This is a genomic window from Streptomyces sp. NPDC028991, from assembly GCF_055564775.1.
Map to the genome: position 1 here is coordinate 18,279 of NZ_JBVHVP010000003.1, position 25,901 is coordinate 44,179.

A 25,901-nucleotide genomic window follows, 5' to 3' on the forward strand; every position below is an offset into this window, starting at 1 on the left:
GGCGGAGCCGCCCCGCACGCCCGGGGGCCGCCGTCCCCAGCGAGCGGTGCTCCCGCCGGAGTTGCCGGGAGCACCGCTCGTCGTACCGCCGGCGGATCAGGTGCCGGCGGTGTCCGCCCGGCCGAAGACGGCGTGCAGGCGCCGTGTGTGGTCGACGTGGCGTTCCGGGCCGGTGAGGGTGACCGTCGCCGTCAGGCGCGGGTCGGTGCTGGAGGCGGCGAACCGCAGCTCCAGCTCGCCCGGTTCGACGACGCGGCGGCCGTCACGGCCGGTGAAGGAGGCGAGGTCGGCCGGGACCGTGACCCGCAGCCGACGGGCCTCGCCGGGGGCGAGCGGCACCCGCGTGTAGCCGATGAGGCGCTGCACCGGCTGGACGACGGAGGCGACCGGGTCGTGCAGGTAGAGCTGGACGACCTCGGTGCCGTGCCGGTCACCGCAGTTGCGGACGGTGATTCCCAGCGCGAACTCGCCGTCCGTGGACACCTCCTCGGTGTCCACCGCGAGGTCGCTCCAGGCGAACGTGGTGTACGTGAGGCCGTGCCCGAAGCCGAAGGCCGGCGTCGGGTCGACGCTGGACACCTCGCTGGCGTGCGCGAGCCGCGCACCGAGGTAGGTGGTCGGCTGGGTGCCCGCGCCGCGCGGCACGCTGACCGGCAGCCGGCCGGAGGGGCCGGTCCGCCCGCTGAGCACCCCGGCGATGGCGGCGGTGCCCTCCACACCCGGGAAGAACGACTGCACGATCGCGGCGGATTCCGCCACGGCCCGCCCGAGGGCGTAGGGGCGGCCCGCGAGCAGTACGGTCACGACCGGCGTGCGGGTGTCGAGCAGCGCGTCGAGGAGCCGCTGCTGGGCACCGGGCAGGGCCAGCGACTCGGCGTCGCAGCCCTCGCCGCTGGTGCCGCGGCCGAACAGCCCGGCCCGGTCGCCCAGGACGGCGACGACCACGTCGGCCTCCCTGGCCGCGCGGACGGCCTCGGGCACCCCGGAGACGTCCGCGTCGTCGACGCCCGTGCCGCGCACCACCGTGAGTTCGGCGTCGGGGAACTCCGCGGCCAGGGTGTCCCGCAGCGTGGGCAGTTCGATGCCGACCGGCGTCCCCGGGTGCTGGACTCCGATGTGCTGGGGGAAGGAGTAGCAGCCCAGTACGGCGGTGGGCTCGTCGGCGTTGGGCCCGACCAGCGCGATGCGGCGCGGCCGGTCCAGCGGGAGGGTGCCGTCGTTGCTCAGCAGCACGACCGCTTCCTCGGCGACCGTGCGGGCCAGCTCGCGGTTCTCGGGGCCGTCCAGGTCGATCCTGCCGCGCAGGGCGTCGGGGTCGTCCAGGTCGGCGCCCTCCAGCGCGGGCGGCAGCGGCTCCCAGTCCGGGTCGAGGAGCCCGAGCGCCGCCTTCTGGGTGAGCACCCGGCGCAGTGCGCGGTCGATCACCGACTCCGGTACGCGGCCGGCCGTGACGGCCTCCACCAGGGGCTCGCCGAAGGTCTTGACGGTGGGCAGTTCGACGTCGACGCCCGCCCGCAGCGCCGCGTCGGCGGCGCCCGCCCAGTCGGCGGCGACGCCGTGCAGCGTCTTGAGGAAGGCGATGCCGAAGTAGTCGGCGACGACGGTGCCGTCGAACCCCCACGTGTCGCGCAGCAGCCCGGTCAGCAGGGTCTCGTCGGTCGCGGCGGGCACACCGTCGGTGTCGGTGTAGGAGTGCATCACCGACCGGGCTCCGCCCTCGCGGACCGCCATCTCGAAGGGCGGCAGCAGGACGTCGGCGCGCTCGCGCGGCCCCATGGGCGAGGGGGCGAGGTTGCGTCCGGCGCGGGATGCGGAGTAGCCGACGAAGTGCTTGAGGGTGGCGACGATCCCGGCGCCCTGCAGCCCTCGGACGTAGGCGGTGCCGATGGTTCCGACGAGGTAGGGGTCCTCGCCGATGGTCTCCTCGACCCGGCCCCAGCGGGCGTCGCGCACCACGTCCAGGACGGGCGCCAGGCCCTGGTGGACGCCGACGGACCGCATGTCGCGGCCGATGGCCGCGGCCATGTCCCGCACCAGGTCCGGGTCGAAGGTGGCGCCCCAGGAGAGCGGGACGGGGTAGGCGGTCGCGCCCCAGGCGGCGAAGCCCGCCAAGCACTCCTCGTGCGCGACCGCGGGGATGCCGAAGCGGTTGGCGGAGGTGATGCGGGACTGGGTGCGCAGCAGGGAGAGCGCGCCGAGCGCCGGGTCGACGGGCGCGGTGCCGAAGGGGCGGGTGAGCTGGCCCAGTCCGCAGGGCAGCAGCGCGTCGAGGTCGACGGCCTCCTCCATGTCGTGCTGGTGCGGGGCCACTTCACCGCCGTTGGCGGACGCGCCGACCCACACGCCGTACAGCTGGGCGATCTTCTCGTCCAGGGTCATCGCGCCGATGAGCGCGTCGACTCTGGCGGCGAGGGGGCGGGCGGGGTCGTTCCAGAGGGGGATTTCGGGGGTGGTCTCTACGGCCACGTTGGGGGTCACTTTCCTCCGACACCCATCAGACCCTGGACCAGGGCACGACGGGCGAACAGGTAGACGAGCAGGATGGGCACCATGGACAGCACCACGGCTCCCAGCAGACCGGGGATGTCGATGCCGTGTTCGGTCTGGAAGTTGTACAGACCCAGGGTGACCACCTTGGTGGAGTCGGACTGGGTCAGGACGAGCGGGAACAGGAAGCCGTTCCACGCCTGGAGTGCGGAGAAGACCACGATCGTGGACAGTCCGCCCCGGGACAGCGGCAGTACGAGCTGGAAGAACATGCGCCGCGGGCCGGCGCCGTCCATGGCCATGGCCTCGTACAGCTCCGGGGAGATGTCACGCATCGCGCCGCTGAGGATCAGCGCCGACATCGGGAGGCAGAACGCGGCCGTGGGCAGGATGACGCCCAGCAGGTTGTCGTACAGCCCGGCTTCGCTGATGAGGTAGAACATCGGCACGATGACGGCCTGGGCGGGGATGGCGAGGCCGAGCAGGAACAGCCGGAAGATCGCCGACGTGGTCCGGCCGCGGCTGCGGACGATCGCGTAGGCGAGCGGCGGGACCAGCAGCAGTACGATGCCGATCACGCAGCCGGTGACGACCAGCGTGTTGAGGAAGTACTGGCCGAAGCCCGAGTCGAAGGCGCCGGTGTAGTTGTCCAGGGTGAAGCTGTCCGGGATCGAGACCGGACCGTTCTCGGCGTAGTCCTGGCGGGTGCGCAGGGTCGCGGCGAGCATCACGTACAGCGGCAGGCCGACCAGGAACAGCCAGAGGAGCGAGCCGGCGCCGGCCACGTAGTTCGGTCGGCGCCTCATGACACTCCCTCCATGGAGCTGCGCATCTTGTCGTAGCCGGAGACCCGGACGACGATCAGCGAGATGACGGTGGCCGCGACGACCAGGGCCAGGGCGATGGCGGATCCGGTGCCGAAGTCGAAGCCCTTGAACGCCTTGTCGTACATGTAGTAGGCGCTGATGGTGGTGTCGGTGCCGGGGCCGCCCTGGGTCAGGATGAGGACGGTCTCGAAGGTGGTCAGACCGCCGACGATCATCAGGATCATCGAGGTGACCATCGAGGTGCGCAGCTGCGGCAGTGTGATGTGGAAGAACTGCCGGTAGCGGCCCGCTCCGTCGATCTCCGCGGCCTGGTAGAGCACCTGCGGGACGGCTCGGGCGGCGCCCTGGTAGATCAGTGTGTGGAAGGGGGTGAACTGCCAGGTGCTGACGAACGCCAGCACCCCGATGGCGGTGGCCTGTTCACCGAACAGGTTGCCGTCGCCGAACAGCCAGGCGGCTTCGGCCGGGATGCCGAAGTTCGGGTCGAGCAGCGCCCGCCACAGCACGGAGACGGCCGTCGCGGACAGCAGCAGCGGGATGAAGTAGATGACGGACAGCACGGCCCGGTTGCGCTGGTGGCCGGCGGCCCAGACGCCGAGCATGATGCTCAGCGGCGTCTGGATGACCACGCCGAGCACGGTCAGGAGCAGGGTCAGCCAGATGCTGTTGAGCATCACCGGGTCGTCCATCAGGCGCGACCAGTTGTCCATGCCGACGAACCGGGGCGAGCCGAGCCCGTCCCAGCTCATGAAGGACAGCACCGCGACCATGATCAGCGGGGTGATCGCGAAGAGGGCGAAGAACACTGCGGCGGGCAGCGCCCAGGCGAAGCCGGGGCGGCCCACCGTCGTTGCGGACGAGGCGGGCGGCCGCCGCCAGGACCCCTCGCGGGGTCCGGCGGCGGGCCGAGCGCTCGTGGTCTTTGTCGTCATGAGCCGTTCGTCACTCGGTCGGGAGGGCCTGCATGGCCTTGATGAAGCCGTCCGCGTCGAGCTGTCCGTTGAAGAACTGCTGGATGGCCTTGTGCATGTCCGAACTCGCCTTCTGCGGGTACGCCTGGTCCCAGGAGAGCTGGAACGACGGGGCGTCGGCGACCAGTTCGTACTGGAAGCGCGAGTACTCGGGGGTGGACGAGGTGTCGATGAACTCGTCGGTGTTGGTCGTGGTCGGCAGGTTGCCGATGTCCAGCTGCGCCTTGACGAAGTCGTCGGAGTACATGAGCTTCAGGAACTCGGCGACGGCCTCTGGGTGCTTGGTCTTCTTCATCACCGAGTAGTAGTTGTTGGTGTTGCCCGCGACGTTGGCCGCGTCTCCCTTGCCGCCTTCGACGGTCGGGAAGGCGGTGTAGCCGAGGTCCTTCTCGGCGAACTCCTTGTGGTCCGTCAGCTGCTGGGAGTAGTACCAGGAACCCATCAGCTCGAAGCCGGCCTTGCCCGAGGCCACCAGCTGGACCGAGCCGCCGTTGGTGTACTTGACGGAGTCGTAGTTCTTGCCGAAGGCGCCGGCGTCGACGAGCTCCCTGATCATGTCCAGGGCCTTCTTGCCGTCCGCGCTCTCCCAGGCGCTCTCGTCGCCCCCCACGGCCTTCTCGAACAGCCCCGGTCCGGCCACGCGGTCGAAGAGGTACTGGAACCACATCTGCGTCGGCCAGATGTCGCCGCCGCCGAGCGCGATCGGCGTGACGCCCGCGTCCTTGAGCTTCCCGACCGCGTCGAGCAGTTCCTCCCAGGTCTTCGGCGGCGTGACGCCCGCCTCCTCGAGGACCTTCTTGTTGTGGAAGAGCAGGACCGGCTGGGTGCCGCGCATCGGGATGCCGTAGGGCTTGCCGTCGACGACGGCGTTGTCGAAGACGGACGGCAGGAAGTTGTCCTTCAGGCCCGGGTCCTTCTTGATGAAGTCGTCCAGCGGCAGCAGCAGATCGGCCTTGACGAACGGCTTGATGCTGCCGCCGCCCCAGTTGAAGAAGACGTCCGGGGCCTGGGGCGTGCTGATGATCGTCTGAAGCTTCTTCTGGTAGTCCGCACCCGGGATGGTGTCGAGGACGACCTTGACGTCGGATGTCTTGTTGAACTTGTCGACGAGTTGCTTCTCGACCTTGTTGGTGGCGTCCCCGTAGACCAGGACATGGATCTTGCCGTCGTCCGACGACGCCCCGCCGTTCCCGCCGCCGCAGGCCGCGAGGCTCAGCGCCAGGGTGAGCGTCGCACCGCAGGCGACCAGTCTGGGCAAGCGCGCACGTGTCTTCATCGTTCGCCTTTCGAAAGTTTCGGCGCCATCACCGAAAGTCCATGCTGTCGGACAGTAAAGTCAGACGGGAATTTTGGTCAATGGGCCTGCACGTGCCGACTCAAAACGTTATCCACGGCGTGGCCTATCCTGCCGGTATGCACGACGAAGCTGAGGTGGACGCGAGGGTGACCCTGGCAGAGGTGGCGAAAGAAGCGGGAGTCTCGCCTTCGACAGTTTCGAAGGTCCTCAACGGTCGTTCGGATGTCGCCAGCTCCACCCGGGCCAAGGTCGAGAGCCTTCTGGAGGTCCACGGCTACCGTCGCCGGACCTCCGCCCCACCGCGCTCCCGACTCGTCGAGCTGGTCTTCCACGAGCTGGACAGCGTCTGGGCGATGGAACTCGTCCGGGGCGTGGAGAGCGTCGCCAGGGCGAACCGGGCCACCGTGGTGCTCACCAGGAGCGGCACCCGGCACGCACCCGCGCCCGACTGGATCGAGGGTGTGCTCCGGCGCAGGCCGCTGGGGGTCGTGCTGGTCTTCTCGTCACTCCCGGCGGAGGTGAAGCACCGGCTTGGATCGCGGGACATCCCCTTCGTCATCGTCGACCCGGTCGGCGACCCCGACCCCGACGTGCCGTCCGTGGGCTCCGCCAACTGGGCCGGCGGCCTCGCGGCGACACGTCATCTCACCGACCACGGACACGAACGCGTCGCGATCATCACCGGGCCCGAGGACATGCTGTGCTCACTGGCCCGGCTCGACGGATACCGCTCGGCCATGACCATGGCGGGCCTGCCGATCGACCCGCGTCTCATCCGCTTCGGCGACTTCGACGTGCAGAGCGGCTTCGAGCACGCCCTGGACCTGCTGAACGGCCCCGAACGGCCGACGGCGATCTTCGCGGGCAGCGACCTCCAGGCCCTCGGCGTGCTGGAGGCCGCCCGGCTGGAGGGACTGAGCGTGTCGGCGGACCTCTCGGTGGTCGGCTACGACGACGTACCGCCGGCCCAGTGGTCGAGCCCGCCGCTGACCACGGTGCACCAGCCGCTGCGGCGCATGGCCGAAGAGGCGACCCGCATGCTCTTCCGCCCGGACGAACCCGGCAGGGCCGCCCAGCGCATAGCGCTGGCGACCCATCTCGTCGTACGGCAGAGCACGGCGTCGCGGAACTGACCGGCGCGCTCGGCGGGCGTGCGGCGGGCGGACGGGAGGCGCCGACGGGGCGGTGGCCGCACCGGCCGGGGGACCCACCCGTGCCCGGACCGCCGCTCACTGCCGTCACCGCGACGGTGAGGCCGTCGAACGCCGGATGCGTTACCGCGCCTCGCGCAGTTCGAGAACGTAGGTCGCGGTGAGCGACACGGCACGGTCCTCGTCCTGTGACAGACCCAGGAGAGCACGTGTCGCCGAGGCCCCCGGGAAGCTCGGCCCTCCCGGGCGAGTGCGTGTGCCGGCGGCCGAGACCGCGTGGTGCGCCGACTTCCGCGGGCCGTGCGCCGTCAGTGGCCGCCTCGCTGTGCGTGGGCTTCGGCGAGGAGGAGGTAGCAGCTGGCGGTCCAAGTGTAGGCACGGTCGCGCAGGCCCGTGCCGGTCAGGGCGTCGAAGTTCTCGGCGAATCCGTGGGTCTCGCACAGGGCGCGGAAGCGGGCGCTGATCTCGTCCGCCAGTGCCCGGTGGCCTGCGCGGCGCAGGCCGTCCTCGATGAGGACCGTGGCGGGGGCCCAGATCGGGCCGCGCCAGTAGCCGTCGGAGAGGTAGTGCGGTGAAGTCGGCAGCTCGGTGGCCAGGCCGTACGGGGTGAGGTGTGCCTCGACGCGTTCGGCCAGCACGCCGCTCATCTCCTCCGGCAGATGCTCGCCCAGCACGATGGGCAGCAGGTCGAGGAGGCTGCGACTGTGCCAGGTACCGCCGCTGCCGACTCCACGGGCGACGAACCGGTCACCGGTCCAGAGCTGGTCGAGCATCGCCGCCTGGGTCGCCCCGGCGGTCCGCGTCCACCGGCCGGCCTCGTCGGGCATATCCAAGCGCGTGGCCAGAGCGGCGAGTTCGTGCAGCTGGAGGATGAGAAAGGCGGCCAGGTCCGCGGTGACGACGACGCGTTCGGGGTCGAACGTGGTGGCGTTGTCCCAGCCGCTGTCGTTGCCGTGCTGGTAGTGGGGCAGGCCGGTGCCGGGGACGCGCCGTGCGGTGAGCCAGAAGTCCGTCCAGCGTTCCAGCCCGCGGTAAGTCTCCGCCAGTTCCGCCCGGTCCGGGGGCGTGGGCAGCCGACGGCGCAGGTGGGCGAACGCCCAGCCGTGGATGGGCGGTTTGACGAAGTTGTGCAGGACCTCGGAGTGGGTGACCGAGTCCGGCAGCGCCCCGGTCTCGTCCTGGTGGTCGAAGGGCAGGTGGTACTGGTCCCGGGCCAGTTCGGGACAGCCGGGAGCCAGGGCCAGGGCGTTGAAGCAGTGGTCCCAGCTCCAGACCTTGTCCATCCAGTGCTTGGACATCAGTACGGCGGGGCGTCCGACCAGCCCTGCCGGGCGTACGGTCGCGGACCACACGACGTAGGCGGCGAGTTCGGCGGCCGGGGTCGCGGACGAGCGCCAGGGGGCCACCGTGTCGGCGAAGTCCGCGAAGGAGTTCCGCGCGGCGGCGACGACCTTGTCGAACGACGCCGTGGAAGCGTACGGCGGTCGGGCGGTGTCGAGTTCCTCGACCGCGATCTCCCACAGAGGCTCGGCATCCGTGCGCTCCGCCAGGATGAGGCCGCGGTCGGCGCCCCCCAGGGCCTGGCTGCCGAACGCGTCGGCCACCGTTCCACAGAGCACGGTGACGCGGTAGCGGCGGCCGGTCTCGTACGACGTGAACACGTACCCGCCGGTGGCCGCGTCGTGGAAGAAGTAGGTGCCGCTGAACGGGGTCAGCGTCCGGGCCGCCGCGCTGACGCGCAGCGGCATCCCCGCGCCGCGCAGGCGGACGGTGTCGGGCGACTCGTAGGCGAGATCGACGCGTCCGGCCGGGCCGGTCCAGCTGAGCAGGCCCGGTGTCGCCTCGACGCTGGTCTCGGCGCGGTCGCCGGTCGCCGCGTCGAGCGGCACCAGGCGCAGCACGGGGTGCATGCCGTTCTGGTGCGAGACGAGGTGGAGGTCTTCGGCGTACGTCTTCTCCGCCACCACGGGCGAGATGCCGAACCAGGATCCGTACGTGCTGAACGGGATGTCCTGGACGGAGAAGGCCGGGCCGGATCGGTCGGCGGTCATGGGGTGTCACTCGTTTCTCGAGCAGGGATCGTCGGAGAGAAAGGGGATGCGTCTCGGGACCGCCGTGTGGGTGTCAGTCCTTGACGGCACCGGCGGTCACGCCGGCGGCGACGTAGCGCTGGGCGAGGACGAGGATGACCGCGGCCGGCAGCGAGGCGACGACGGCGGTGGCCATGATGGCGTTCCACTCCTGGTTGTTGTTGCCGATGTAGTGGTAGATGCCGAGGGTGATCGGCTCGTGGGCGCCGCCGTTCACGAGGGTGCTGGCGAAGACGAAGTCGGACCAGGACCACAGGAAGGCGAACAGGGAGACCGTGACGACGGCGTTGCGGCTCATCGGCAGGACGATCGACCGGAACGTGCGCAGGGCACCGGCACCGTCCGTCTTCGCGGCCTGGAGCAGTTCCCCGGGGATGCCGGACATGAAGGCGGTGAAGATGAGGACCGCGAAGGGGACGGCCAGGGTGGAGTCGGCGACGATCAGGCCGGGGACGGACTGGAGCATGCCGAGTTGCAGGTAGATGGCGTAGAAGCCCATCGCCATGATGATGCCGGGGATCATCTGGGCGACCAGGAGGAGGAAACTGAGCAGGCCTCCGCCGCGTGGGCGCAGTTTGGCCAGGGCGTAGCCGGCGGGTGCGGCCAGGGCCACGGTCAGCACGACGGTGCCCAGGCCGATGACGAGGCTGGTCCCGAGGTAGGGCAACTGCTCGCCGAGGACGGTGCGGTAGCCGGCCAGGGTGCCGTGGACCGGCACCAGGTCCGGAGGGCTCTTGCGCATGTCCTGGTCGCGGGTGAAGGACACGTTGAGCATCCAGTAGACCGGGAAGAGCATGACCGCGGTCAGGAGCAGGCCGATGGCCGTCTTCCACCAGGTACGGGGGGTGCCTCGGCTCATGACAGCGCCTGCTTTCGCTGGACCCGGACGTAGACGAGGCCGAAGACCAGGGCGGCGACGACGAGCAGGTTGCCGACGGCCGCTCCCGGTCCGAAGGCGGGCAACAGGTTGCCGAAGCCGAGCTGGTACGACCAGGTGGCGAAGGTGGTGGAGGAGTCCGCCGGCCCGCCCTTGGTCATGATCCAGATGATGTCGAAGACCTTGAGCGTGTACACCAGACCCAGGAGCAGGGTGATCGCGGACACCGGGCGCAGCAGCGGGAAGGTGATGCGCCAGAAGCGCTGCCAGGCGTTCGCCCCGTCCAGCGCGGCGGCCTCGTGGAGGCTCGCGGGGATGGACTGCAGGCCGCTGTAGAGCACGACCAGGTTGAACGGGACGCCGATCCAGATGTTGGCGATGATGACCGAGGCCAGCGACCAGGAGGGCGAGGTCAGCCAGTTCACCGGGCCGATACCGACGGCGTGCAGAGCGGCGTTGACGATGCCGGAGTCGCTGTTGAGCATCCACGACCAGGTGGAGGCCGACACGATCAGCGGTAGCAGCCAGGGCACCAGGAACAGGGCGCGCAGGGTGGCGGAGAGTCGGAAGTGCTGGTTGAAGAAGACCGCGAGCGCCAGGCCGATGGCGTACTGGAAGACCAGGCACACGGCGGTGAACACCACGGTGTGCACCAGGGCCGGGCCGAACGTCGGATCGTCGAAGACCGTCCGGTAGTTCCCCAGACCCGTGAAGGGCGCGTCGCCCTGGACGAACGAGCGGACGGTGTAGTTGCGCAGGCTCAGGTCGATGTTGCGGTACAGCGGATAGGCGTAGAAGAGGACGAGGTAGAGGGTCACCGGGGCGAGGAAGGCCCAGGCGGCCCACTGCGGGGAGCCGGGGCGGCGCCGTGCCCTGGCCGGCGCGGCGGGGTCCGCCCCGCTGTGGCCGGGCACGGGCCGGCGAGGCGGCACTTGGGTCGTACGGCTCATCGAGGGGCTCTGACGTGTGGTCACTTGACGGCGGACTGGGCGGCGGCCAGCGCGTCCTTCGGGGACTTCGAGCCGCTGAGGGCGGTCTGGACGGCCTTCCACATCTGCTCGGAGATCTTGGGGTACTTGGTGCCCAGGTCGTCGCTGGTGCGTCCCTGGGCAGCCTTGACCGCGTCGACCCACGGCTTCAAGTCGGGGTTCGCCGCCACCTGCTTGTCCTGGACCTCGCTGGTGGGGGCCACGTAGGACAGGGTGGTGTCGGTGTCGTACAGGTTCTGCGTGCTGGTCAGGCAGGTCGCCAGCTTCTGTGAGGTGGCATAGCGGCCGGTGTCGCCCTGGACCGGGATGGTGACGAACTCGCCGCCGATCGGGGCCGCCGCGTTGCCTCCCGCGGAAGCGGGTATGGGCAGGACGCCGTAGTCGAAGCCGGCCTTCTCGGCGTTCGCGAGCTGCCAGGTCCCGTTCTCGGCGAAGGCGTAGTCGCCGCTCGCGAACTCCTGCCAGCTGGTGGTCTGGGTGTTGTTGAGCACCGAGTTGGGCGCGTAGCCCTTGCCGAGCCAGTCCTTCCACAGGGTCAGCGCGGAAACGGCCTGGGCGGAGTCGAGTTCGGTCAGCTCGGCGCCCGCGCCCCAGAACCAGGGAAGGAACTGGAAGCTGCCCTCCTCGGTCCCGATGGCGGAGAAGGTGATGCCCTTCTTACCGGCCTTCTCGACCTTCTCCAGCGCCGCCGTCAGCGACTTCCAGTCCTTGATCGTGGAGATGTCGACCCCGGCCTCCTTCAGCACCTTCTTGTTGTAGTAGAGGGCGAGGGTGTTGGCGCCGATCGGTGTGCCGTACGTCTTCCCGTCCGACTGACCGGCTGCCAGCAGGTTGGCGTCCACCTTCGAGGTGTCCAGCCTGTTCTCGGCGGTCGTGGTGAGCACACCCGCCTCGGCCAGGGTGGAGACGACCGGGTTGTCGACGACGAGGAGGTCCGCGGAGTTGCCCTGCTGGGCCGCCAGCAGCGTCTTGTTGGCCAGGTCGCTGGTGTCGAAGCCGGTCCGCTCGACCTTCACTCCGGCCTCGGTGCCGCACTTGTCCAGCAGCTTCACCCATGCCGACCCTTTGGTGAACTGCGGGTACGGGTCCCAGACGGTGTACGTTCCGCTGTCCGCGTCCTTGGCGTCGGTGCTGCCCGAGCCGGAGCCGCAGGCGGTCGCACTGGTGCCGACAGCCAGGACGGTCACGACCGCGGCGGTCAGACGGCGCTTTCTGGAGATGCTGCTCATGGCGGTTCCTTCGTTTGAGGCATGCACGTGCCGAGGGCGCGGGTCGCCGAGGGCGCGGGTCGCCGAGGGCGCGGGTCGCCCAGGGCGCGGGTCGCCCAGGGCGGGAACGCCGAACAGCGCCGGTGGCGATTCGAGCGTTCGGCGGGCGGGGCGGAAAGGCGGGCAGGTGTCCGGTGGCAGGTCAGGGAGCCGGGTCGGGCCGGGCGTCGGTGGGAGGTGTGGCACCTGCGGGGCCGGTGCTGGCCCGCAGGGAGATCGGCGGCACGAGGAGATGGTGCCGGGGCGGTACGCCGGGGTGGTCGAGCCGCTCCACCAGCAGCTCGACGGCGCGCCGGCCCATGTCCTCCGCCGGCACGTCCGCCGCGGTGAGCTGCGGTGTCACCGTCTCCGCCCACCGGCTCGCCACCACTCCGGTGACGGAGAAGTCACGCGGCACGTGGCGGCCCGTGTTGGCGAGCCCCCGGTAGAGACCGCCCAGAGCGGCCTCGTTGAGCGTGACCAGGGCTGTGGTGGCCGGGTCGTCGTGCAGGATCCGCTCCACACAGGCCTGGCCCGAGGCGGCGTCGTCACCACAGCAGTACGTCCGGACCGTCAGCCCCCGCTCGGCCGCGGCCTTGGTGAATCCGTCCAGCCCTCGGTGCGCGGACTCGTACCCGGCCCGCAGCAGTTGTTCGGGGCGGTTGACGAAGGCCACCCGGCTGTGGCCGAGATCCGCCAGGTGGTGGACGCACGCCGCCGCCAGCGCGGTGTGGTCCAGGCCGACCCACCAGCCGCTCTCCGAGTCCGCGGTGCGGCCGATGGCGACGGAGGGGAAGTCCAGGGCGGCCAGGTGATCGACCCGGTCGTCCTCCAGCCTGATCTCCATCAGGATCGCGCCGTCCACCCGGCGCTCCCCCAGCAGTCGCTGGAACGAACGGTCGCTGTCCATGCCGCTCGGTGACAGCAGTACGTCGTAGTCGTAGGCCGCGGCGGCTTCCACGACGCTGCCGATGAAGTCCAGCTGCATTCCCGTGTAATGGTTGCCGGCCGGCGGGAAGACGAGACCGATCGTGCTGGTCCGGCCATTGGCCAGGGCACGGGCGCTCGCGTTCGGGCGGTAGCCCAGTTCGTCGATGACCCGCTGGATCTTCTGGCGTGTGTCGTCCGAGACGGGGCGCTTGCCGCTCAGTGCGTAGGACACGGTGCTCCGCGAGACACCGGCCCGTCGAGCGATCTCACCGATGTTCACGGGAACTCCCTGCTAGAAGCTCGAACCGGTTCGACGCTTCGGAGAAAAGCGCCCGTCGGCCTTGGGGACATGGAATGGAGCCAGATGCGACGGCCGGCTGTCGAACCGGTTCGCGTGAAGTGACGGTAAGAACTGCCCATGCGCCTGTCAACACCCCGGACCACACTGACGCGCCTGGGCCGGAGACCGGAAAAACCTGGCGTCCGAGGGATTGATGGTGCGGTTCCCCGGTGTTAGCTTCCCCGAACCGGTTCGATGAAGCGCTCCTTGCGAGGACCAACCCGAACAGCCGCCGAGTGCCCCCGTCCCCGCCCCCTTGCAGGGTTCTCGCCCGTGCGTGGTCGAACCGGTTCGACGTGCGCTGCTCCCCCGGGTTCTCCGCCGCACCGGAACCACCACGTGGCCGCGTCGGACCGAGGGGGCCGACCGGAACTCGTTACTCGAGGATTGAGGACGCTACCCATGCCATCCGCTGACAGATCCGCCCGGCGCCGGGCCCCGGCCGCCGTGGCACTGACCCTCGGAGCGGGCCTGCTGGCCGCACCCGCCGTCCCCGCGCAGGCTGCCGAGGCGCCCCGGCCCACCGCCCGCTACACCTTCGACCAGGACGACCTCGCCTCCGGCAGGATCACCGACAGTTCCGGCAACGGCCTGACGGCGAGCCTGGTGAACGCCTCCACCGCCCGGTCCGTGGAGGGCACGGGCGGCGGCAAGGCGCTCGCTCTGCCCGGCGGCGCGCCCGACTCCAAGGGCGCGTACGTCCGCCTCCCCCGCGAAATCCTCGGCGACGCCACCGACCTGACGGTCTCCGCCCGCGTGAAGTGGAACGACGACAAGTCCGCCTGGCAGCGGATCTTCGACCTGGGCACCGACAACACCAGATACCTCTTCACCACCCCGTCCAACGGCAGCGTGCTGCGCACCGCCGTGACCACCGACGGAGGCGGCGCGGAGGGACAGGTCAGCGGCTACGCGGCGCTCCCCGCGGACGGATGGCGGACCGTCACCGTCACCCTCGACAGCTCCGCCCGCCGGGTCACCACCTACCTCGACGGCGTGGCGGTCTCCTCCGCCGCGACCGAGGTCAAGGCCAAGGATCTGCTGGAGGGTTCGGCCACGACCGCCGGCTACATCGGCAAGTCCTTCTGGCCGGACCCGCTGCTCAAGGGCTCGATCGACGACTTCACCGTGTGGCACTCGGCGCTCAGCCCCGAGCAGGTGGCCGGTACGGTCGCAAGCGTGCCCACGCTCCAGGAGCTCTCGAAGACGTCTTTCGAGGTCCGCACCACGTCCGGCACCGCCCCGTCCCTCCCCACCGCCGTCCGCTCCGCCTTCTCCGACGGCTACGACCGTGACACGCCGGTCACCTGGGACGCCGTACCGGCCGACGCGTACGCCCGGCCGGGGACGTTCACGGTCGCCGGCACCGCGGCCGGACGCGCGGTGAGGGCCACCGTCACCGTGGTCCGCGAGGGGCAGCTCACCGTCGACCTCGGCTCGGACACCGGCAAGTTCCACGGCGGCGCCTCCGGCACCCTCTACGGCGTGTACGGACCGGACGTCCCCACCAACAACCTCATCGAGGGCATGGGCCTGCGCACGGTCTCCACCAAGGCCCAGGACGGGCCGCAGCACCCCGGTGCCGACGCGCTGGAGGTGGTCAAGCCGCTGGCCGACTCCACCGACGGTGATGTGTACATCTACATGACCGACATCCACCGCGGCTTCCCGTACCAGTGGCCGGGCGACACTCCCGAGGAGAAGCTCAGGCTCTACAAGGAGAAGGTCGCCGAGCAGGTAGACCAGGTCCTGAAGCTGCCCAGGCAGTACCAGGACAACGTGGTCTTCGTGCCGTTCAACGAGCCCGAGGGCAACATGTTCGGCACCGGCGAGTGGAGCTACGACAGGGTCAGCTGGCTCGACGACCCGGACGACTACTTCGCCGCCTGGGACGACTTCCACCGGCTCATCAAGGGCAAGATGCCCGAGGCCCGCATCGCCGGCCCCAACACCAGCGTCCTCTACGACCAGGTGAAGGGCTTCCTCACGCACACCCTGGCCGCGGGCACCCTCCCGGACGTCGTCACCTGGCACGAACTGAGCCACCCGGAGGCGGTACGCGACAGCGTCGCCACGTACCGGGCCTGGGAGAAGGACCTGTTCAAGGGCACCGACCGCGAGGGCACCCAGCTCCCCGTCAACATCAACGAATACGCCTTCAATTACCACACCTCCGTCCCCGGCCAGATGATCCAGTGGGTCTCCGCGATCGAGGAGTCCAAGGTCGACGCCGACATCGCGTACTGGAACATCGACGGCAACCTCTCCGACTCCGCGGTGCAGTCCAACCGCGGCAACGGCCAGTGGTGGCTGCTGAACTCCTACGCCTCGATGAGCGGGCACACGGTGAAGGTGACTCCGCCGTTCCCGGGCGAGAACTACACCATGCAGGGCGTCGCCACGCTCGACGAGAGGAAGAGGCAGTCCCGGCTGATCTTCGGCGGCTCCACCGGCAAGGGCCACATCACCTTCGACAACGTCCCCAAGAAGCTCTTCGGCGACCGCGTGCACGCCTGGGTGAAGGAGATCGAGTGGAGCGGGCAGGTGGGCGACAACTCCGGCCCGAAGCTCCTCTCGGAGCAGAACCTGAAGGTCGGTGACGACGGCAAGGTCGTCGTCGACTTCGGCGACGGCGCGCTGCCGGAGCTGAAGGAGTCCTCGTCCTACGAGATCGTTCTCAGCCCGGCGGGCAAGGCGAAGGACACGCAGTCCCCGCCCGTGCGCTGGAACGCCTCGTACGAGGCGGAGGACGCCGCCCACACCGGGGCCGGCTACTCGAAGAACGGCCCGGAGGGCTCGCCCCGCGACGTGTCGAAGTTCTACACCTCCGGCGGCCACGACGTGGGCGGCCTGCGCACCGGCTCGGACGTCACGCTCGACTTCACCGTGGACGTGCCCGAGGACGGCACCTACGACCTGAGCGTCTTCGCCAACTCCCTCAACACCTTCGACAAGGTGAAGGAGCAGGGCCCCACCAACGTCTTCCTGCGCGTGGACGGCAAGGCGGACAGCGAGCAGGAACTGCATCTGCCCCCGGCCTACAAGTGGGTGGTGTGGGACCACACCGACACCACGGTACGGCTCACCAAGGGTGAGCACACCCTGACCCTCGCCGCGAAGAGCGCCGACGGCAAGGGCGCCACCAAGGGCGACGCCATCGTCGACCGCGTCACCCTCTCCCTCCCCGCGGCATCGGCCGGCACTCGGGTCTACGAGGGCGAACTCGCCTGGCTCGGCGGCGGGGCCGGGCCCGTCTACGGTGAGCCGGAGCGCGCCGAGGCCCCCGCCACCGGCTCCGGCGCGGTCCGCCTTCCGAAGAACGGGACCGCCACGTTCTGGGTCTACTCACCCGCCGACCGCGAGGCGACTCTCGAGGTCGACACGCTCGGCGCCGCCAACGCCCGGCTCTCCGTCAACGGGAACGAGGTCCTACGCGTCTCGGGGAGCAAGCGCAGTGTGGCGGTCTCCCTCTCGGGCGGCATCAACAAGGTGACCCTGACCGGAGGTTCGTCCGCCACCCTCGTCGACCGTCTCTCGGTCACGGCCACCGACGGCACACTGCCGGCTCGTACCTACGAGGCACAGGACGCCAAGCTCGCGGGCTCGGCCACGCTCAGCCCCCTCTCCCTGGCCACCGGCGGCACGGCGATCACCGGCATCGGCGGCGGGCCGGGCAACGGCAACACGGCGACCTTCGCCGTCGACGCCGACCGGGCCGGTCTGTACGCGCTGCGCATCCGCTACTCCAACCCCGAGCAGTCGGAGGCCACCCACTACAACCCGGACCCGCTCGCCCGCCACGCCGACATCTCCGTCAACGGCGGGGACATGAGGCGCGTCGGATTCCCGCACAGCTTCCACCAGAACAACTTCTGGGAGCTGACCGTCCCCGTCCGCCTCGTGAAGGGGCAGAACACGATCGCCTTCCGGTCCGAGGAACTGCCGAACTTCGACGGCACCACCTACGCCTCGCAGACGTTCCCCGGGATACTGCTCCGCTCCCGCTACGCGCCGCTGATCGACCGGATCACCGTCGCTCCCTACGCGCGGCAGGTGCGGTGACCGGCGACGGCGGCGACGTGGCGAGCCCAAGGGCCGGGTAAGCGGGGCCCTGGGTCCCGAGCCCCGCCTGCCGGGCGCTCGCCCTCGTCGCCGGTGCCGCCCTGCCGCCCGGGCCCGCCACGATCGGCGGGTCCGGGCGGCCGAGCATGTCCGCGGCGGCCGGGGAGATGTCCCCGGCCGTCCGGCCGAGGCTCGCGAGGGTTCACTCACCGCACTTAATGCAAGCCAAAAGAAAAGCCGTGTTAGGAACCTTGACCGCGACGGGCGGGGCAGGCAAGGTTCCGGAGAGCGCTCTCCCATCCATTCCGTGTCAAGGAGGCTCTCCATGCCCACTGTCGGCATACTCCCGGCGGTGCCGGTGCCGCGCAGACCCGGACGCCGCGGGCTCGTCGGCGTCCTGGTCACCGCCCTGGCCGCGGCACTGCTCGCCGTCGTCCCCGCCACGCGGGCCCAGGCCGCGCCGGTGCTGTTGTCCCAGGGCAAGCCGGTCACCGCCTCCAGCCAGGAGCACCACGGCACCCCGGCGACCGCGGCCGTCGACGGCGACGACGGCACCCGCTGGTCCAGCGCCGCCGCCGACCCGCAGTGGATCCGCGTCGACCTCGGCGCCCCCGCCTCCCTCAGCCGGGTCGAACTGCGCTGGGAGGCGGCCTACGCCAAGTCCTACCGCGTCGAGACCTCCCAGAACGGCACCGACTGGTCGACGGCCTACTCCACCACCACCGGCGCCGGCGGCACGGAGAGCGTGACCGTCTCCGGCACCGCCCGGTACGTCCGCGTGCTCGGCACCGCCCGCGCCACCGGGTACGGCTACTCCCTCTGGGAGTTCAAGGTGTACGGCACCTACGGCGACGACCCCGGCCCGGCCATCCCGGGCGGCGGCGACCTCGGCCCGAACGTGCACGTCTTCGATCCGTCCACGCCCGGCATCCAGGCCAAGCTGGACCAGGTCTTCGAGGAGCAGGAGTCGGCGCAGTTCGGCTCCGGCCGGCACGCCTTCCTCTTCAAACCGGGCACCTACGGCAACCTCAACGCCCAGATCGGCTTCTACACCCAGATCCTCGGTCTCGGCCTGCGCCCCGACGACACGACGATCAACGGTGACATCACCGTCGACGCCGGGTGGTTCAACGGCAACGCCACCCAGAACTTCTGGCGCGGCGCGGAGAACCTCGCCGTGAATCCGGTCAGCGGCACCAACCGGTGGGCGGTCTCGCAGGCCGCCTCCTTCCGCCGGATGCACGTCAAGGGCGGCCTCAACCTGGCGCCCAACGGCTACGGCTGGGCCAGCGGCGGCTACATCGCCGACAGCAAGATCGACGGCCAGGTCGGCAACTACTCGCAGCAGCAGTGGTACACCCGCGACAGCTCGATCGGCGGCTGGTCCAACAGCGTGTGGAACCAGACCTTCTCGGGTGTCGAGGGCGCTCCCGCCACCAGCTTCCCCGAGCCCCGCTACACCACGCTCGACACGACCCCGATCTCCCGCGAGAAGCCCTTCCTCTACCTGGACGGCGACGAGTACAAGGTCTTCGCCCCCGCCAAGCGCACCAACGCCCGCGGCACCACCTGGGCGAACGGCACCCCGCAGGGCGAGTCGGTCCCGCTGGACCGGTTCTACGTCGTCAAGCCCGGCGCCACCGCCGCCACCATCAACGCCGCCCTCGCCCAGGGCCTGCACCTGCTCTTCACCCCCGGCGTCTACCACGTCGACCAGACCATCAACGTCAACCGGGCCGACACCATCGTGCTCGGCCTCGGCCTCGCCACGATCATCCCGGACAACGGGGTGACCGCCATGAAGGTCGCCGACGTCGACGGGGTGCGGCTCGCCGGCTTCCTCATCGACGCCGGGCCGGTCAACTCCCCGACCCTGCTGGAGATCGGGCAGCAGGGCGCGTCCGCCGACCACGCGGCCAACCCCACCACCGTGCAGGACGTCTACATCCGCATCGGCGGTGCCGGGGCCGGCAAGGCGACCACCAGCATGGTGGTCAACAGCCACGACACGATCATCGACCACACCTGGGTGTGGCGGGCCGATCACGGCGAGGGCGTCGGCTGGGAGACCAACCGGGCCGACTACGGCGTCCGTGTCAACGGCGACGACGTCCTGGCCACCGGACTGTTCGTCGAGCACTTCAACAAGTACGACGTCGAGTGGTACGGCGAGCGCGGCCGGACGATCTTCTACCAGAACGAGAAGGCGTACGACGCCCCGAACCAGGCCGCCATCCAGAACGGCGCGACGAAGGGGTACGCCGCCTACCGGGTCGACGACTCGGTGGACACCCATGAGGCGTGGGGCCTGGGCAGCTACTGCAACTACAACGTCGATCCGGGCATCCGCCAGGACCACGGCTTCAAGGCGCCCGTCAAACCGGGAGTGAGGTTCCACAGCCTCCTCGTGGTCTCGCTCGGCGGCATGGGCCACTACAACCACGTCATCAACGACACCGGCGCCTCCACGGTGCCCGCCGGCACCACGACCGTACCGTCCACCGTCGTGTCCTACCCCTGACCGGACCCCATCGGTCACAACTCCCCTCCGGGCCGCACGACGTTCCCGCGCCCCGGCCCGGAGGGGCCGTCACGCGGTGCTCCCACCACCCCGCCCGTCGGCTCCCACCACCTCACCCCGCCGGCTCTCCCCGACCCGCCAGGAGCAGATGTGTCCCCAGCACTCCCGTACCGCAGACCAGGCGGCCGCCGCGCCGTCCCCCTGCTCGCCCTCGGCGCACTGGTGGCGTCGTCGCTCGCCCTCGCCGCCCCGCCCGCCCAGGCCGCGGAGACCCTGCTCTCCCAGGGCAGGCCCGCCACCGCCTCGTCCCAGGAAGGCGACGGATACGCCCCCTCGGCGGCCGTCGACGGCAATCTCACCGGCACCCGCTGGGCCAGCCAGTGGAGCGACTCCCAGTGGTTCCAGGTCGACCTCGGACAGCGGGCCGACCTCAGCCGTACCGTGCTGACCTGGGAGGGCGCGTACGGCAAGGGCTATCAGATCCAGGCGTCCGACAACGGCACGGACTGGCGGACCCTCAAGACCGTGACCGACGGTGACGGCGGCACGGACGAGGTCGCCGTCTCCGGGTCCGGCCGCTACGCGCGCATGCTGGGCACCGAGCGGTCCGGCGGCTACGGCTACTCCCTGTGGGAGTTCCAGGTGTACGGGACCACGGACGGCACACCGCCCGCCACCGGAGCCGTGGAGGTCACCGGCTCCCAGGGGGACTGGCAGCTGACCGTCGGCGGCCAGCCGTACACGGTCAAGGGCCTGACCTGGGGCCCCGCCATCGCGGACGCCCCGAAGTACATGCCCGACGTGAAGTCCATGGGCGTCAACACGATCCGCACCTGGGGCACTGACGGAGGCACCAAGCCACTGCTCGACAGCGCCGCCGCGAACGGCATCCGGGTCGTCAACGGCTTCTGGCTGCAACCAGGCGGCGGGCCCGGCTCCGGTGGCTGCGTCAACTACGTCACCGACACGACGTACAAGAACGACATGCTCACCGAGTTCGCCAAGTGGGTGGAGGCGTACAAGAGCCACCCGGCGACCCTCATGTGGAACGTCGGCAACGAGTCGGTCCTCGGCCTGCAGAACTGCTACAGCGGGGCCGAGCTGGAGGCGCAGCGCAACGCCTACACCGGCTTCGTCAACGACGTCGCCAAGAAGATCCACGGCATCGATCCCGACCACCCCGTCACCTCCACCGACGCCTGGACGGGAGCCTGGCCGTACTACCAGCGCAACGCGCCCGACCTCGACCTGTACTCGATGAACTCCTACGGCGACATCTGCGGCGTCCAGGAGGACTGGGAGGAGGGCGGCTACACCAAGCCGTACATCATCACCGAGGGCGGCCCGGCCGGTGAGTGGGAGGTGCCCGACGACGCCAACGGCGTCCCCGACGAGCCGACCGACGTGCAGAAGGCCGAGGGGTACAGCAAGGCCTGGGACTGCGTCACCGGCCATCAGGGCGTCGCGCTGGGCGCCACCCTCTTCCACTACGGCGTCGAGCACGACTTCGGCGGCGTCTGGTTCAACCTCGTGCCGGACGGGCTGAAGCGGCTGTCCTACTACGCCGTCAAGAAGGCGTACAGCGGATCGACCAGCGGTGACAACACCCCGCCCGTCATCACGAACATGGCCGTCTCCCCCGCCTCGTCGGCCGCGGCAGGCGAGGAGTTCACCGTCCGCGCCGACGTGCGCGACCCCGACGGCGACCCGATCTCGTACAAGGTCTTCCTCAGCGGCAACTACGCGAGCGGTGACAAGCGGTTGGTGGAGGCCGAGTGGCGGCCCACCGGCAACGGCACCTTCGCCGTGCGGGCCCCGGAGAAGCTCGGCGTGTGGAAGGTGTACATCCAGGCCGAGGACGGCCGCGGCAACGCCGGCATCGAGACCAAGTCGGTCAAGGTCGTCGCCCCGCCGGTCACCGGCACGAACGTGGCGCTGAACAAGCCCACCACCGCGTCCTCCTTCCAGCCGTCGTACGGCGACTGCCCGTGTGAACCCGCCAAGGCGACGGACGGCAGGGCGGACACGCGCTGGGCCAGCGACTGGAGCGACCCGCAGTGGATCCAGGTCGACCTCGGCGCCGCCACCCCCATCCGCGAACTCCAGCTCGTATGGGACCCCGCCTACGCCAAGTCCTACAACGTACAGGTCTCGGACAACGGCACCACCTGGCGCACGGTCCACACCACGACCGCCGGCAACGGTGACATCGACACCATCGACGTCGCTCAGACCGCGCGGCACGTGCGGCTGCACCTGACGGCGCGTGGCACCGGCTGGGGCTACTCGCTGCACGAGTTCGGCATCTACAGCTGACGGCGGAGGGCGTCCGGCGGCGCCCTCCGCACCACCCCCACTCGGCACCTCGGCGGGCAGGAGGCCCCATGAGACCACGTTCGAAACTCCCCGCGCTGCTGCTCGGCACCGCACTCGTCGCAAGCGTGCTCGGCGTCGGCACCGTCGCCACGGCGGCCGGTCCCGGCGGCGCCCCGGCCGCCTCGGCAGGCGCCCACACCGGGCACCCGACGGCGGTGTCGATCCAGGCGTCCGCCGACGATCCCGACGGCGACGGATACATACCGGCCGTTCCCCCGGTCACCGGCGTGACCCCGTCCGAGGCCACCCCGCCACCGCGCTACCACAAGGAGTTCCAGGCCAACTGCGCCGTCACGCACACCGCGCCGGACGACCCGATCGTGTACCCGGGGCAGCCGGGCAAGTCCCACGACCACACCTTCATGGGCAACACGTCGACGAACGCCGGCAGCACGACGGCGAGCCTCTACGGCGGCGACACCACCTGTCTCGCACCGGCCGACGCCTCCGCTTACTGGATGCCGTCCCTGTACAAGGGGGACGAGAAGATCCTCCCCGTCGGGCCGCAGGTCATCTACTACAAGGCCGGTGTCACCGACTACACCAGCGTGCGGCCCTTCCCCAAGGGGCTGCGGTACGTCGTCGGCAGCCCCATGCAGAGCGCCCAGGAGTTCCGCGGCCACAAGGGCTTCGTCGAGGGCTGGGAGTGCGGTGACAGCTTCTTCAACGTCGACTTCCCGGCGAGCTGCCCGAGCCGGCCCGACGTCCAGCTCAACATCCGTTTCCAGGCGCCCAGTTGCTGGGACGGCAAGTACCTCGACACCCCCGACCACAAGAGCCACATGGCCTACCCGGTCGTCAAACCCGGCACCAACGACAACATGTGTCCGGCGTCCCACCCGGTCGCCCTGCCGATGATCGAGTTCAAGATGGCCTTCCCGGTCAACGGCGACATGAGCGACGTCCGCCTGGCCAGTGGACGCGGCTACTCCTTCCACTACGACTTCTTCAACGCCTGGGAGGAGCGGACCCTCAAGGCGCTGGTCGACCACTGCCTCGTCGGCGGCCTCCAGTGCGACACGCGCGGCTACGACCAGAACCACCCGGAGCGCGGCGCGGTGCTGAACGAGGACCACCGGCTGCCCTGACCCGAACGGTTCCCAGGGGCCCGGCCATCCGCTCGGCGCGGGTGCCGCCGGGCCCCTTCCGCCGCCCGCGGTCCTCCGTCCGCCGGTGGCCCGAGGGTCTTGCCGGGAGAAGGAGAAGCGCACCGAGCGGCTTTCGGAGCACCTCCACAGGGTGGAGGGGGAAGGAGTGGGCGGGAAATGGACGACGAGACACTCGACCGGCTCATCGGCGGGCTGAGCCTCGAGCAGAAGGTGCGCCTGCTCACCGGGACGACGACCTGGCGCACCGCCGGGGAGCCCGGGATCGGGCTGCGGGAGATGGTGACGTCGGACGGACCCGCCGGGGTGCGCGGGGAGGCATGGGACGAGCGGCGCACGTCGGTCCTGCTGCCCTCCGCCTCCGCCCTGGGCGCGATGTGGGACGAGGACCTGGTGGAGCGGCTCGGGGGCCTGCTCGCCGCCGAGGCCGCCCGCAAGGGCGTCGATGTGGTACTGGCTCCCACCCTCAACCTCCACCGGAGCCCGCTGGGCGGCCGGCACTTCGAGTGCTTCTCCGAGGACCCGGAACTGACCGGCCGCACCGGGGCCGCGCTGATCCGGGGCGTTCAGACCCTCGGGGTCGCGGCCACCGCGAAGCACTACGTCGGCAACGACTCCGAGACCGACCGGCTGACCGTCGACGTCCGGATGTCCGAACGCACTCTGCGGGAGGTGTACCTCGCGCCCTTCGAGGCAGCCGTCGAGGCCGGGGTGTGGCTGGTCATGGCCGGCTACAACGCCGTCGGCGGCACGACCATGACGGCCAGCCCGCTCCTGGCGGAACCCCTCAAGGGTGAATGGGGGTTCGACGGGGTGGCCGTCTCGGACTGGGCGGCCGTGCGCACCACCGAGGAAACCGGTCGCGCCGCCCTCGACCTGGCGATGCCGGGCCCGGACAGTCCCTGGGGCGCCTCGCTGGTGCGGGCGGTGAAGGACGGTCTGGTCGCCGAGGCGGCGGTCGACGAGAAGGTGCGACGGCTGCTCCGGCTCGCCGGCCGGGTGGGTGCGCTGGAACCGCGGCGCCCCCGTCGGGTGCCGCCGACGGCATACCGCGACCACCGGGCGCTGCTGCGCCGCGCCGTCAGTGCCGGTTCGGTCCTGCTGCGCAACAGAGCCGTGCTCCCGCTCGACCCCGCCGGGCTGTCCACCGTCGCGGTCGTCGGCGTGCACGCCGCTTCCCCGCGCGTCCAGGGCGGCGGCAGCGCGGGCGTCTTCTGCTCCGACGTGGTCACCCCGCTGGCGGGCATCGGGGCCCGGCTGCGGGGGCGGGCCCGGGTGGTGTACGAGCCCGGTCCGGCACCGGGGGCCCCGCCCGTCCCCCTCGACGCCGACCGGTGCACCGACCCGGAATCGGGTGCCCCAGGCGTGCTCCTGCGGGTGCTGGACTCGGCGGGGCGGGAGCTGTACGCGGAGCACCGGCTCTCGGGCCGGCAGCTGGAGCCGGACCTGCCCCCCGGCGCCCACACCGTGGAGATCGGCGCGGTGCTGCGTCCCCGCCGGTCGGGAGAGTGGACGTTCGGTGTCGGGGGCTTCGGTCGCATGACGCTCACCGTCGACGACCGCACGCTGCTGGACGGTGAGTTCCCCGGTGACACGGACGACCCGGCCGTCGTCCACGTCAACCCGCCCCTGCGCACGGCGCGGACGGTACTGACCGCCGAGCGGCCCGTGCGCGTGGTGGCCCGGCGCGAACTGGTGCCCGGCCGCGGACGCGCCACCGTCGTCGCCGCGGCGCCGCCGGAACCGGACCCGGCGACCGCGTTGGAGGACGCGGTGCGGGCCGCCCGGGTCGCCGACGCGGCGATCGTGGTCGTCGGCACCACCGAGCACGGCGAGACCGAAGGGTACGACCGCGCCGGACTGTCGCTCGGGGGGCACCAGGACGAGCTGGTCCGCGCGGTGGCCGCCGCGAATCCGCGCACGGTCGTGGTCGTCAACAGCGGCGGTCCGGTCGAACTGCCCTGGCACCGGGAAGCGGGCGCCGTGCTGCTGACGTGGTTCCCGGGTCAGGAGGCCGGCGCCGGGCTGGCCGACGTCCTGTTCGGCCTCACCGAACCCGGCGGCCGGCTCCCCACCACGTGGGCGACGTCCCTGGCGGACGCGCCGGTCACCCGTACCCGGCCGGTCGACGGCCGGCTCGACTACGCGGAGGGGCTGCACATCGGCCACCGGGCGTGGCTGCGAGCGGGAGGCGAGCCCGCCTACTGGTTCGGCCACGGACTCGGCTACACGACGTGGGAGTACGCGGCCGTGCAGGCTCCCGCGCACGTCGCGGCGGGCGAGCCGTTCACGGTTCGGGTGACGGTGCGCAACACCGGTCCCCGCGCCGGGCGCGAGGTCGTACAGGTCTACCTGGCCCGCCCCGATTCGGCGGTGGAGCGTCCGGTGCGCTGGTTCGCCGGATACGCGGCTCTCCGGGCGGAAGCGGGCGGGACGGCAAGCGCCGAGGTGGTGGTGGGCCCGCGCGCCTTGCGGCACTGGTCGGAGACGGACCACGGCTGGGCCACGGAGCCCGGCGCCTACCGGCTCATGGTGGGCAGGTCGGCGGGGGACACGCGGTGGGAGGGGAGGGTGACGGTCAGCGGCCCCTGACGGAGGGGGCGGCCCGCCCCTGACGGGTGGGGCCCTGA

15 protein-coding genes are annotated in these 25,901 nt (G+C 70.8%); 6 read left to right on the forward strand and 9 right to left on the reverse strand.

Features of this window, described 5'->3' with window-relative positions; all coding sequences use genetic code 11:
• Window positions 1–96 precede the first annotated feature (96 nt).
• The 4 genes from ACZ4V1_RS07855 to ACZ4V1_RS07870 are packed head-to-tail and all read right to left on the reverse strand — an operon-like array spanning window position 97 to window position 5,561.
• The gene (locus ACZ4V1_RS07855; protein ID WP_468331026.1) at window positions 97–2,478 is read right to left on the reverse strand and encodes a beta-xylosidase/alpha-l-arabinosidase; all 2,382 of its coding nucleotides are present in this window, start codon (window positions 2,476–2,478) and stop codon (window positions 97–99) included.
• Window positions 2,475–3,293: a carbohydrate ABC transporter permease gene (locus ACZ4V1_RS07860; RefSeq protein WP_468331029.1), complete on the reverse strand. Its 819-nt coding sequence runs from the start codon at window positions 3,291–3,293 to the stop codon at window positions 2,475–2,477. The genes ACZ4V1_RS07855 and ACZ4V1_RS07860 overlap by 4 nt, the downstream gene beginning before the upstream one ends.
• On the reverse strand, window positions 3,290–4,246 hold the full coding sequence (locus tag ACZ4V1_RS07865; protein WP_468331032.1) for a carbohydrate ABC transporter permease: 957 nt from the start codon (window positions 4,244–4,246) through the stop codon (window positions 3,290–3,292). The genes ACZ4V1_RS07860 and ACZ4V1_RS07865 overlap by 4 nt, the downstream gene beginning before the upstream one ends.
• A 10-nt stretch (window positions 4,247–4,256) precedes the next feature.
• A complete protein-coding gene (locus tag ACZ4V1_RS07870; protein WP_468331035.1) occupies window positions 4,257–5,561 on the reverse strand; it encodes an ABC transporter substrate-binding protein in 1,305 nt (434 codons plus the stop codon).
• A 137-nt stretch (window positions 5,562–5,698) separates the two neighbouring features.
• Between ACZ4V1_RS07870 and ACZ4V1_RS07875 the strand changes: the two genes are divergently transcribed.
• Window positions 5,699–6,715, forward strand: coding sequence for a LacI family DNA-binding transcriptional regulator (locus ACZ4V1_RS07875; RefSeq protein ID WP_468331038.1), 1,017 nt, complete (start codon window positions 5,699–5,701; stop codon window positions 6,713–6,715).
• Between the two features lie 326 nt (window positions 6,716–7,041).
• Here the strand turns inward: ACZ4V1_RS07875 and ACZ4V1_RS07880 are convergent, their stop codons facing one another.
• The 5 genes from ACZ4V1_RS07880 to ACZ4V1_RS07900 all read right to left on the reverse strand — a co-directional run bounded on the left by ACZ4V1_RS07880 (window position 7,042) and on the right by ACZ4V1_RS07900 (window position 13,146).
• Complete coding sequence (locus ACZ4V1_RS07880; RefSeq protein WP_468331041.1) at window positions 7,042–8,784, reverse strand: amylo-alpha-1,6-glucosidase; 1,743 nt, start codon at window positions 8,782–8,784, stop codon at window positions 7,042–7,044.
• A gap of 73 nt (window positions 8,785–8,857) precedes the next feature.
• Window positions 8,858–9,682, reverse strand: a complete 825-nt coding sequence (locus ACZ4V1_RS07885) for a carbohydrate ABC transporter permease (protein ID WP_468331044.1) — start codon at window positions 9,680–9,682, stop codon at window positions 8,858–8,860.
• Complete coding sequence (locus tag ACZ4V1_RS07890) at window positions 9,679–10,650, reverse strand: carbohydrate ABC transporter permease (protein ID WP_468331047.1); 972 nt, start codon at window positions 10,648–10,650, stop codon at window positions 9,679–9,681. The genes ACZ4V1_RS07885 and ACZ4V1_RS07890 overlap by 4 nt, the downstream gene beginning before the upstream one ends.
• 20 nt (window positions 10,651–10,670) lie before the next feature.
• Entirely contained in the window at window positions 10,671–11,918 is a 1,248-nt protein-coding gene (locus tag ACZ4V1_RS07895; RefSeq protein WP_468331050.1) for a sugar ABC transporter substrate-binding protein, read from the reverse strand.
• Between the two features lie 181 nt (window positions 11,919–12,099).
• On the reverse strand, window positions 12,100–13,146 hold the full coding sequence (locus tag ACZ4V1_RS07900) for a LacI family DNA-binding transcriptional regulator (protein WP_468331053.1): 1,047 nt from the start codon (window positions 13,144–13,146) through the stop codon (window positions 12,100–12,102).
• A gap of 462 nt (window positions 13,147–13,608) precedes the next feature.
• Between ACZ4V1_RS07900 and ACZ4V1_RS07905 the strand changes: the two genes are divergently transcribed.
• From ACZ4V1_RS07905 to ACZ4V1_RS07925, 5 genes are all read left to right on the forward strand, one after another.
• Window positions 13,609–17,268: a LamG-like jellyroll fold domain-containing protein gene (locus ACZ4V1_RS07905; RefSeq protein WP_468331056.1), complete on the forward strand. Its 3,660-nt coding sequence runs from the start codon at window positions 13,609–13,611 to the stop codon at window positions 17,266–17,268.
• Window positions 17,269–17,593: 325 nt separating this feature from the next.
• Window positions 17,594–19,789 (forward strand): discoidin domain-containing protein, encoded by a 2,196-nt coding sequence (locus ACZ4V1_RS07910; protein ID WP_468331059.1) that lies wholly within the window; start codon window positions 17,594–17,596, stop codon window positions 19,787–19,789.
• Between the two features lie 150 nt (window positions 19,790–19,939).
• Window positions 19,940–22,105, forward strand: coding sequence for a discoidin domain-containing protein (locus tag ACZ4V1_RS07915; RefSeq protein ID WP_468331062.1), 2,166 nt, complete (start codon window positions 19,940–19,942; stop codon window positions 22,103–22,105).
• A gap of 68 nt (window positions 22,106–22,173) precedes the next feature.
• The gene (locus ACZ4V1_RS07920; protein ID WP_468331065.1) at window positions 22,174–23,253 is read left to right on the forward strand and encodes a DUF1996 domain-containing protein; all 1,080 of its coding nucleotides are present in this window, start codon (window positions 22,174–22,176) and stop codon (window positions 23,251–23,253) included.
• Window positions 23,254–23,430: 177 nt separating this feature from the next.
• Window positions 23,431–25,863 carry a glycoside hydrolase family 3 protein gene (locus ACZ4V1_RS07925; protein WP_468331068.1) on the forward strand — a complete coding sequence of 811 codons (2,433 nt, stop codon included), beginning with the start codon at window positions 23,431–23,433 and terminating at the stop codon, window positions 25,861–25,863.
• Window positions 25,864–25,901: the final 38 nt, after the last annotated feature.

Coding starts and splice junctions, on each gene's coding strand:
- ACZ4V1_RS07920 (WP_468331065.1), top strand. CDS start 22,174: ATGAGACCACGTTCGAAACTCCCCGCGCTGCTGCTCGGCACCGCACTC.
- ACZ4V1_RS07910 (WP_468331059.1), top strand. CDS start 17,594: ATGCCCACTGTCGGCATACTCCCGGCGGTGCCGGTGCCGCGCAGACCC.
- ACZ4V1_RS07875 (WP_468331038.1), top strand. CDS start 5,699: ATGCACGACGAAGCTGAGGTGGACGCGAGGGTGACCCTGGCAGAGGTG.
- ACZ4V1_RS07865 (WP_468331032.1), bottom strand. CDS start 4,246: ATGACGACAAAGACCACGAGCGCTCGGCCCGCCGCCGGACCCCGCGAG.
- ACZ4V1_RS07870 (WP_468331035.1), bottom strand. CDS start 5,561: ATGAAGACACGTGCGCGCTTGCCCAGACTGGTCGCCTGCGGTGCGACG.
- ACZ4V1_RS07905 (WP_468331056.1), top strand. CDS start 13,609: ATGCCATCCGCTGACAGATCCGCCCGGCGCCGGGCCCCGGCCGCCGTG.
- ACZ4V1_RS07880 (WP_468331041.1), bottom strand. CDS start 8,784: ATGACCGCCGACCGATCCGGCCCGGCCTTCTCCGTCCAGGACATCCCG.
- ACZ4V1_RS07895 (WP_468331050.1), bottom strand. CDS start 11,918: ATGAGCAGCATCTCCAGAAAGCGCCGTCTGACCGCCGCGGTCGTGACC.
- ACZ4V1_RS07925 (WP_468331068.1), top strand. CDS start 23,431: ATGGACGACGAGACACTCGACCGGCTCATCGGCGGGCTGAGCCTCGAG.
- ACZ4V1_RS07890 (WP_468331047.1), bottom strand. CDS start 10,650: ATGAGCCGTACGACCCAAGTGCCGCCTCGCCGGCCCGTGCCCGGCCAC.
- ACZ4V1_RS07860 (WP_468331029.1), bottom strand. CDS start 3,293: ATGAGGCGCCGACCGAACTACGTGGCCGGCGCCGGCTCGCTCCTCTGG.
- ACZ4V1_RS07885 (WP_468331044.1), bottom strand. CDS start 9,682: ATGAGCCGAGGCACCCCCCGTACCTGGTGGAAGACGGCCATCGGCCTG.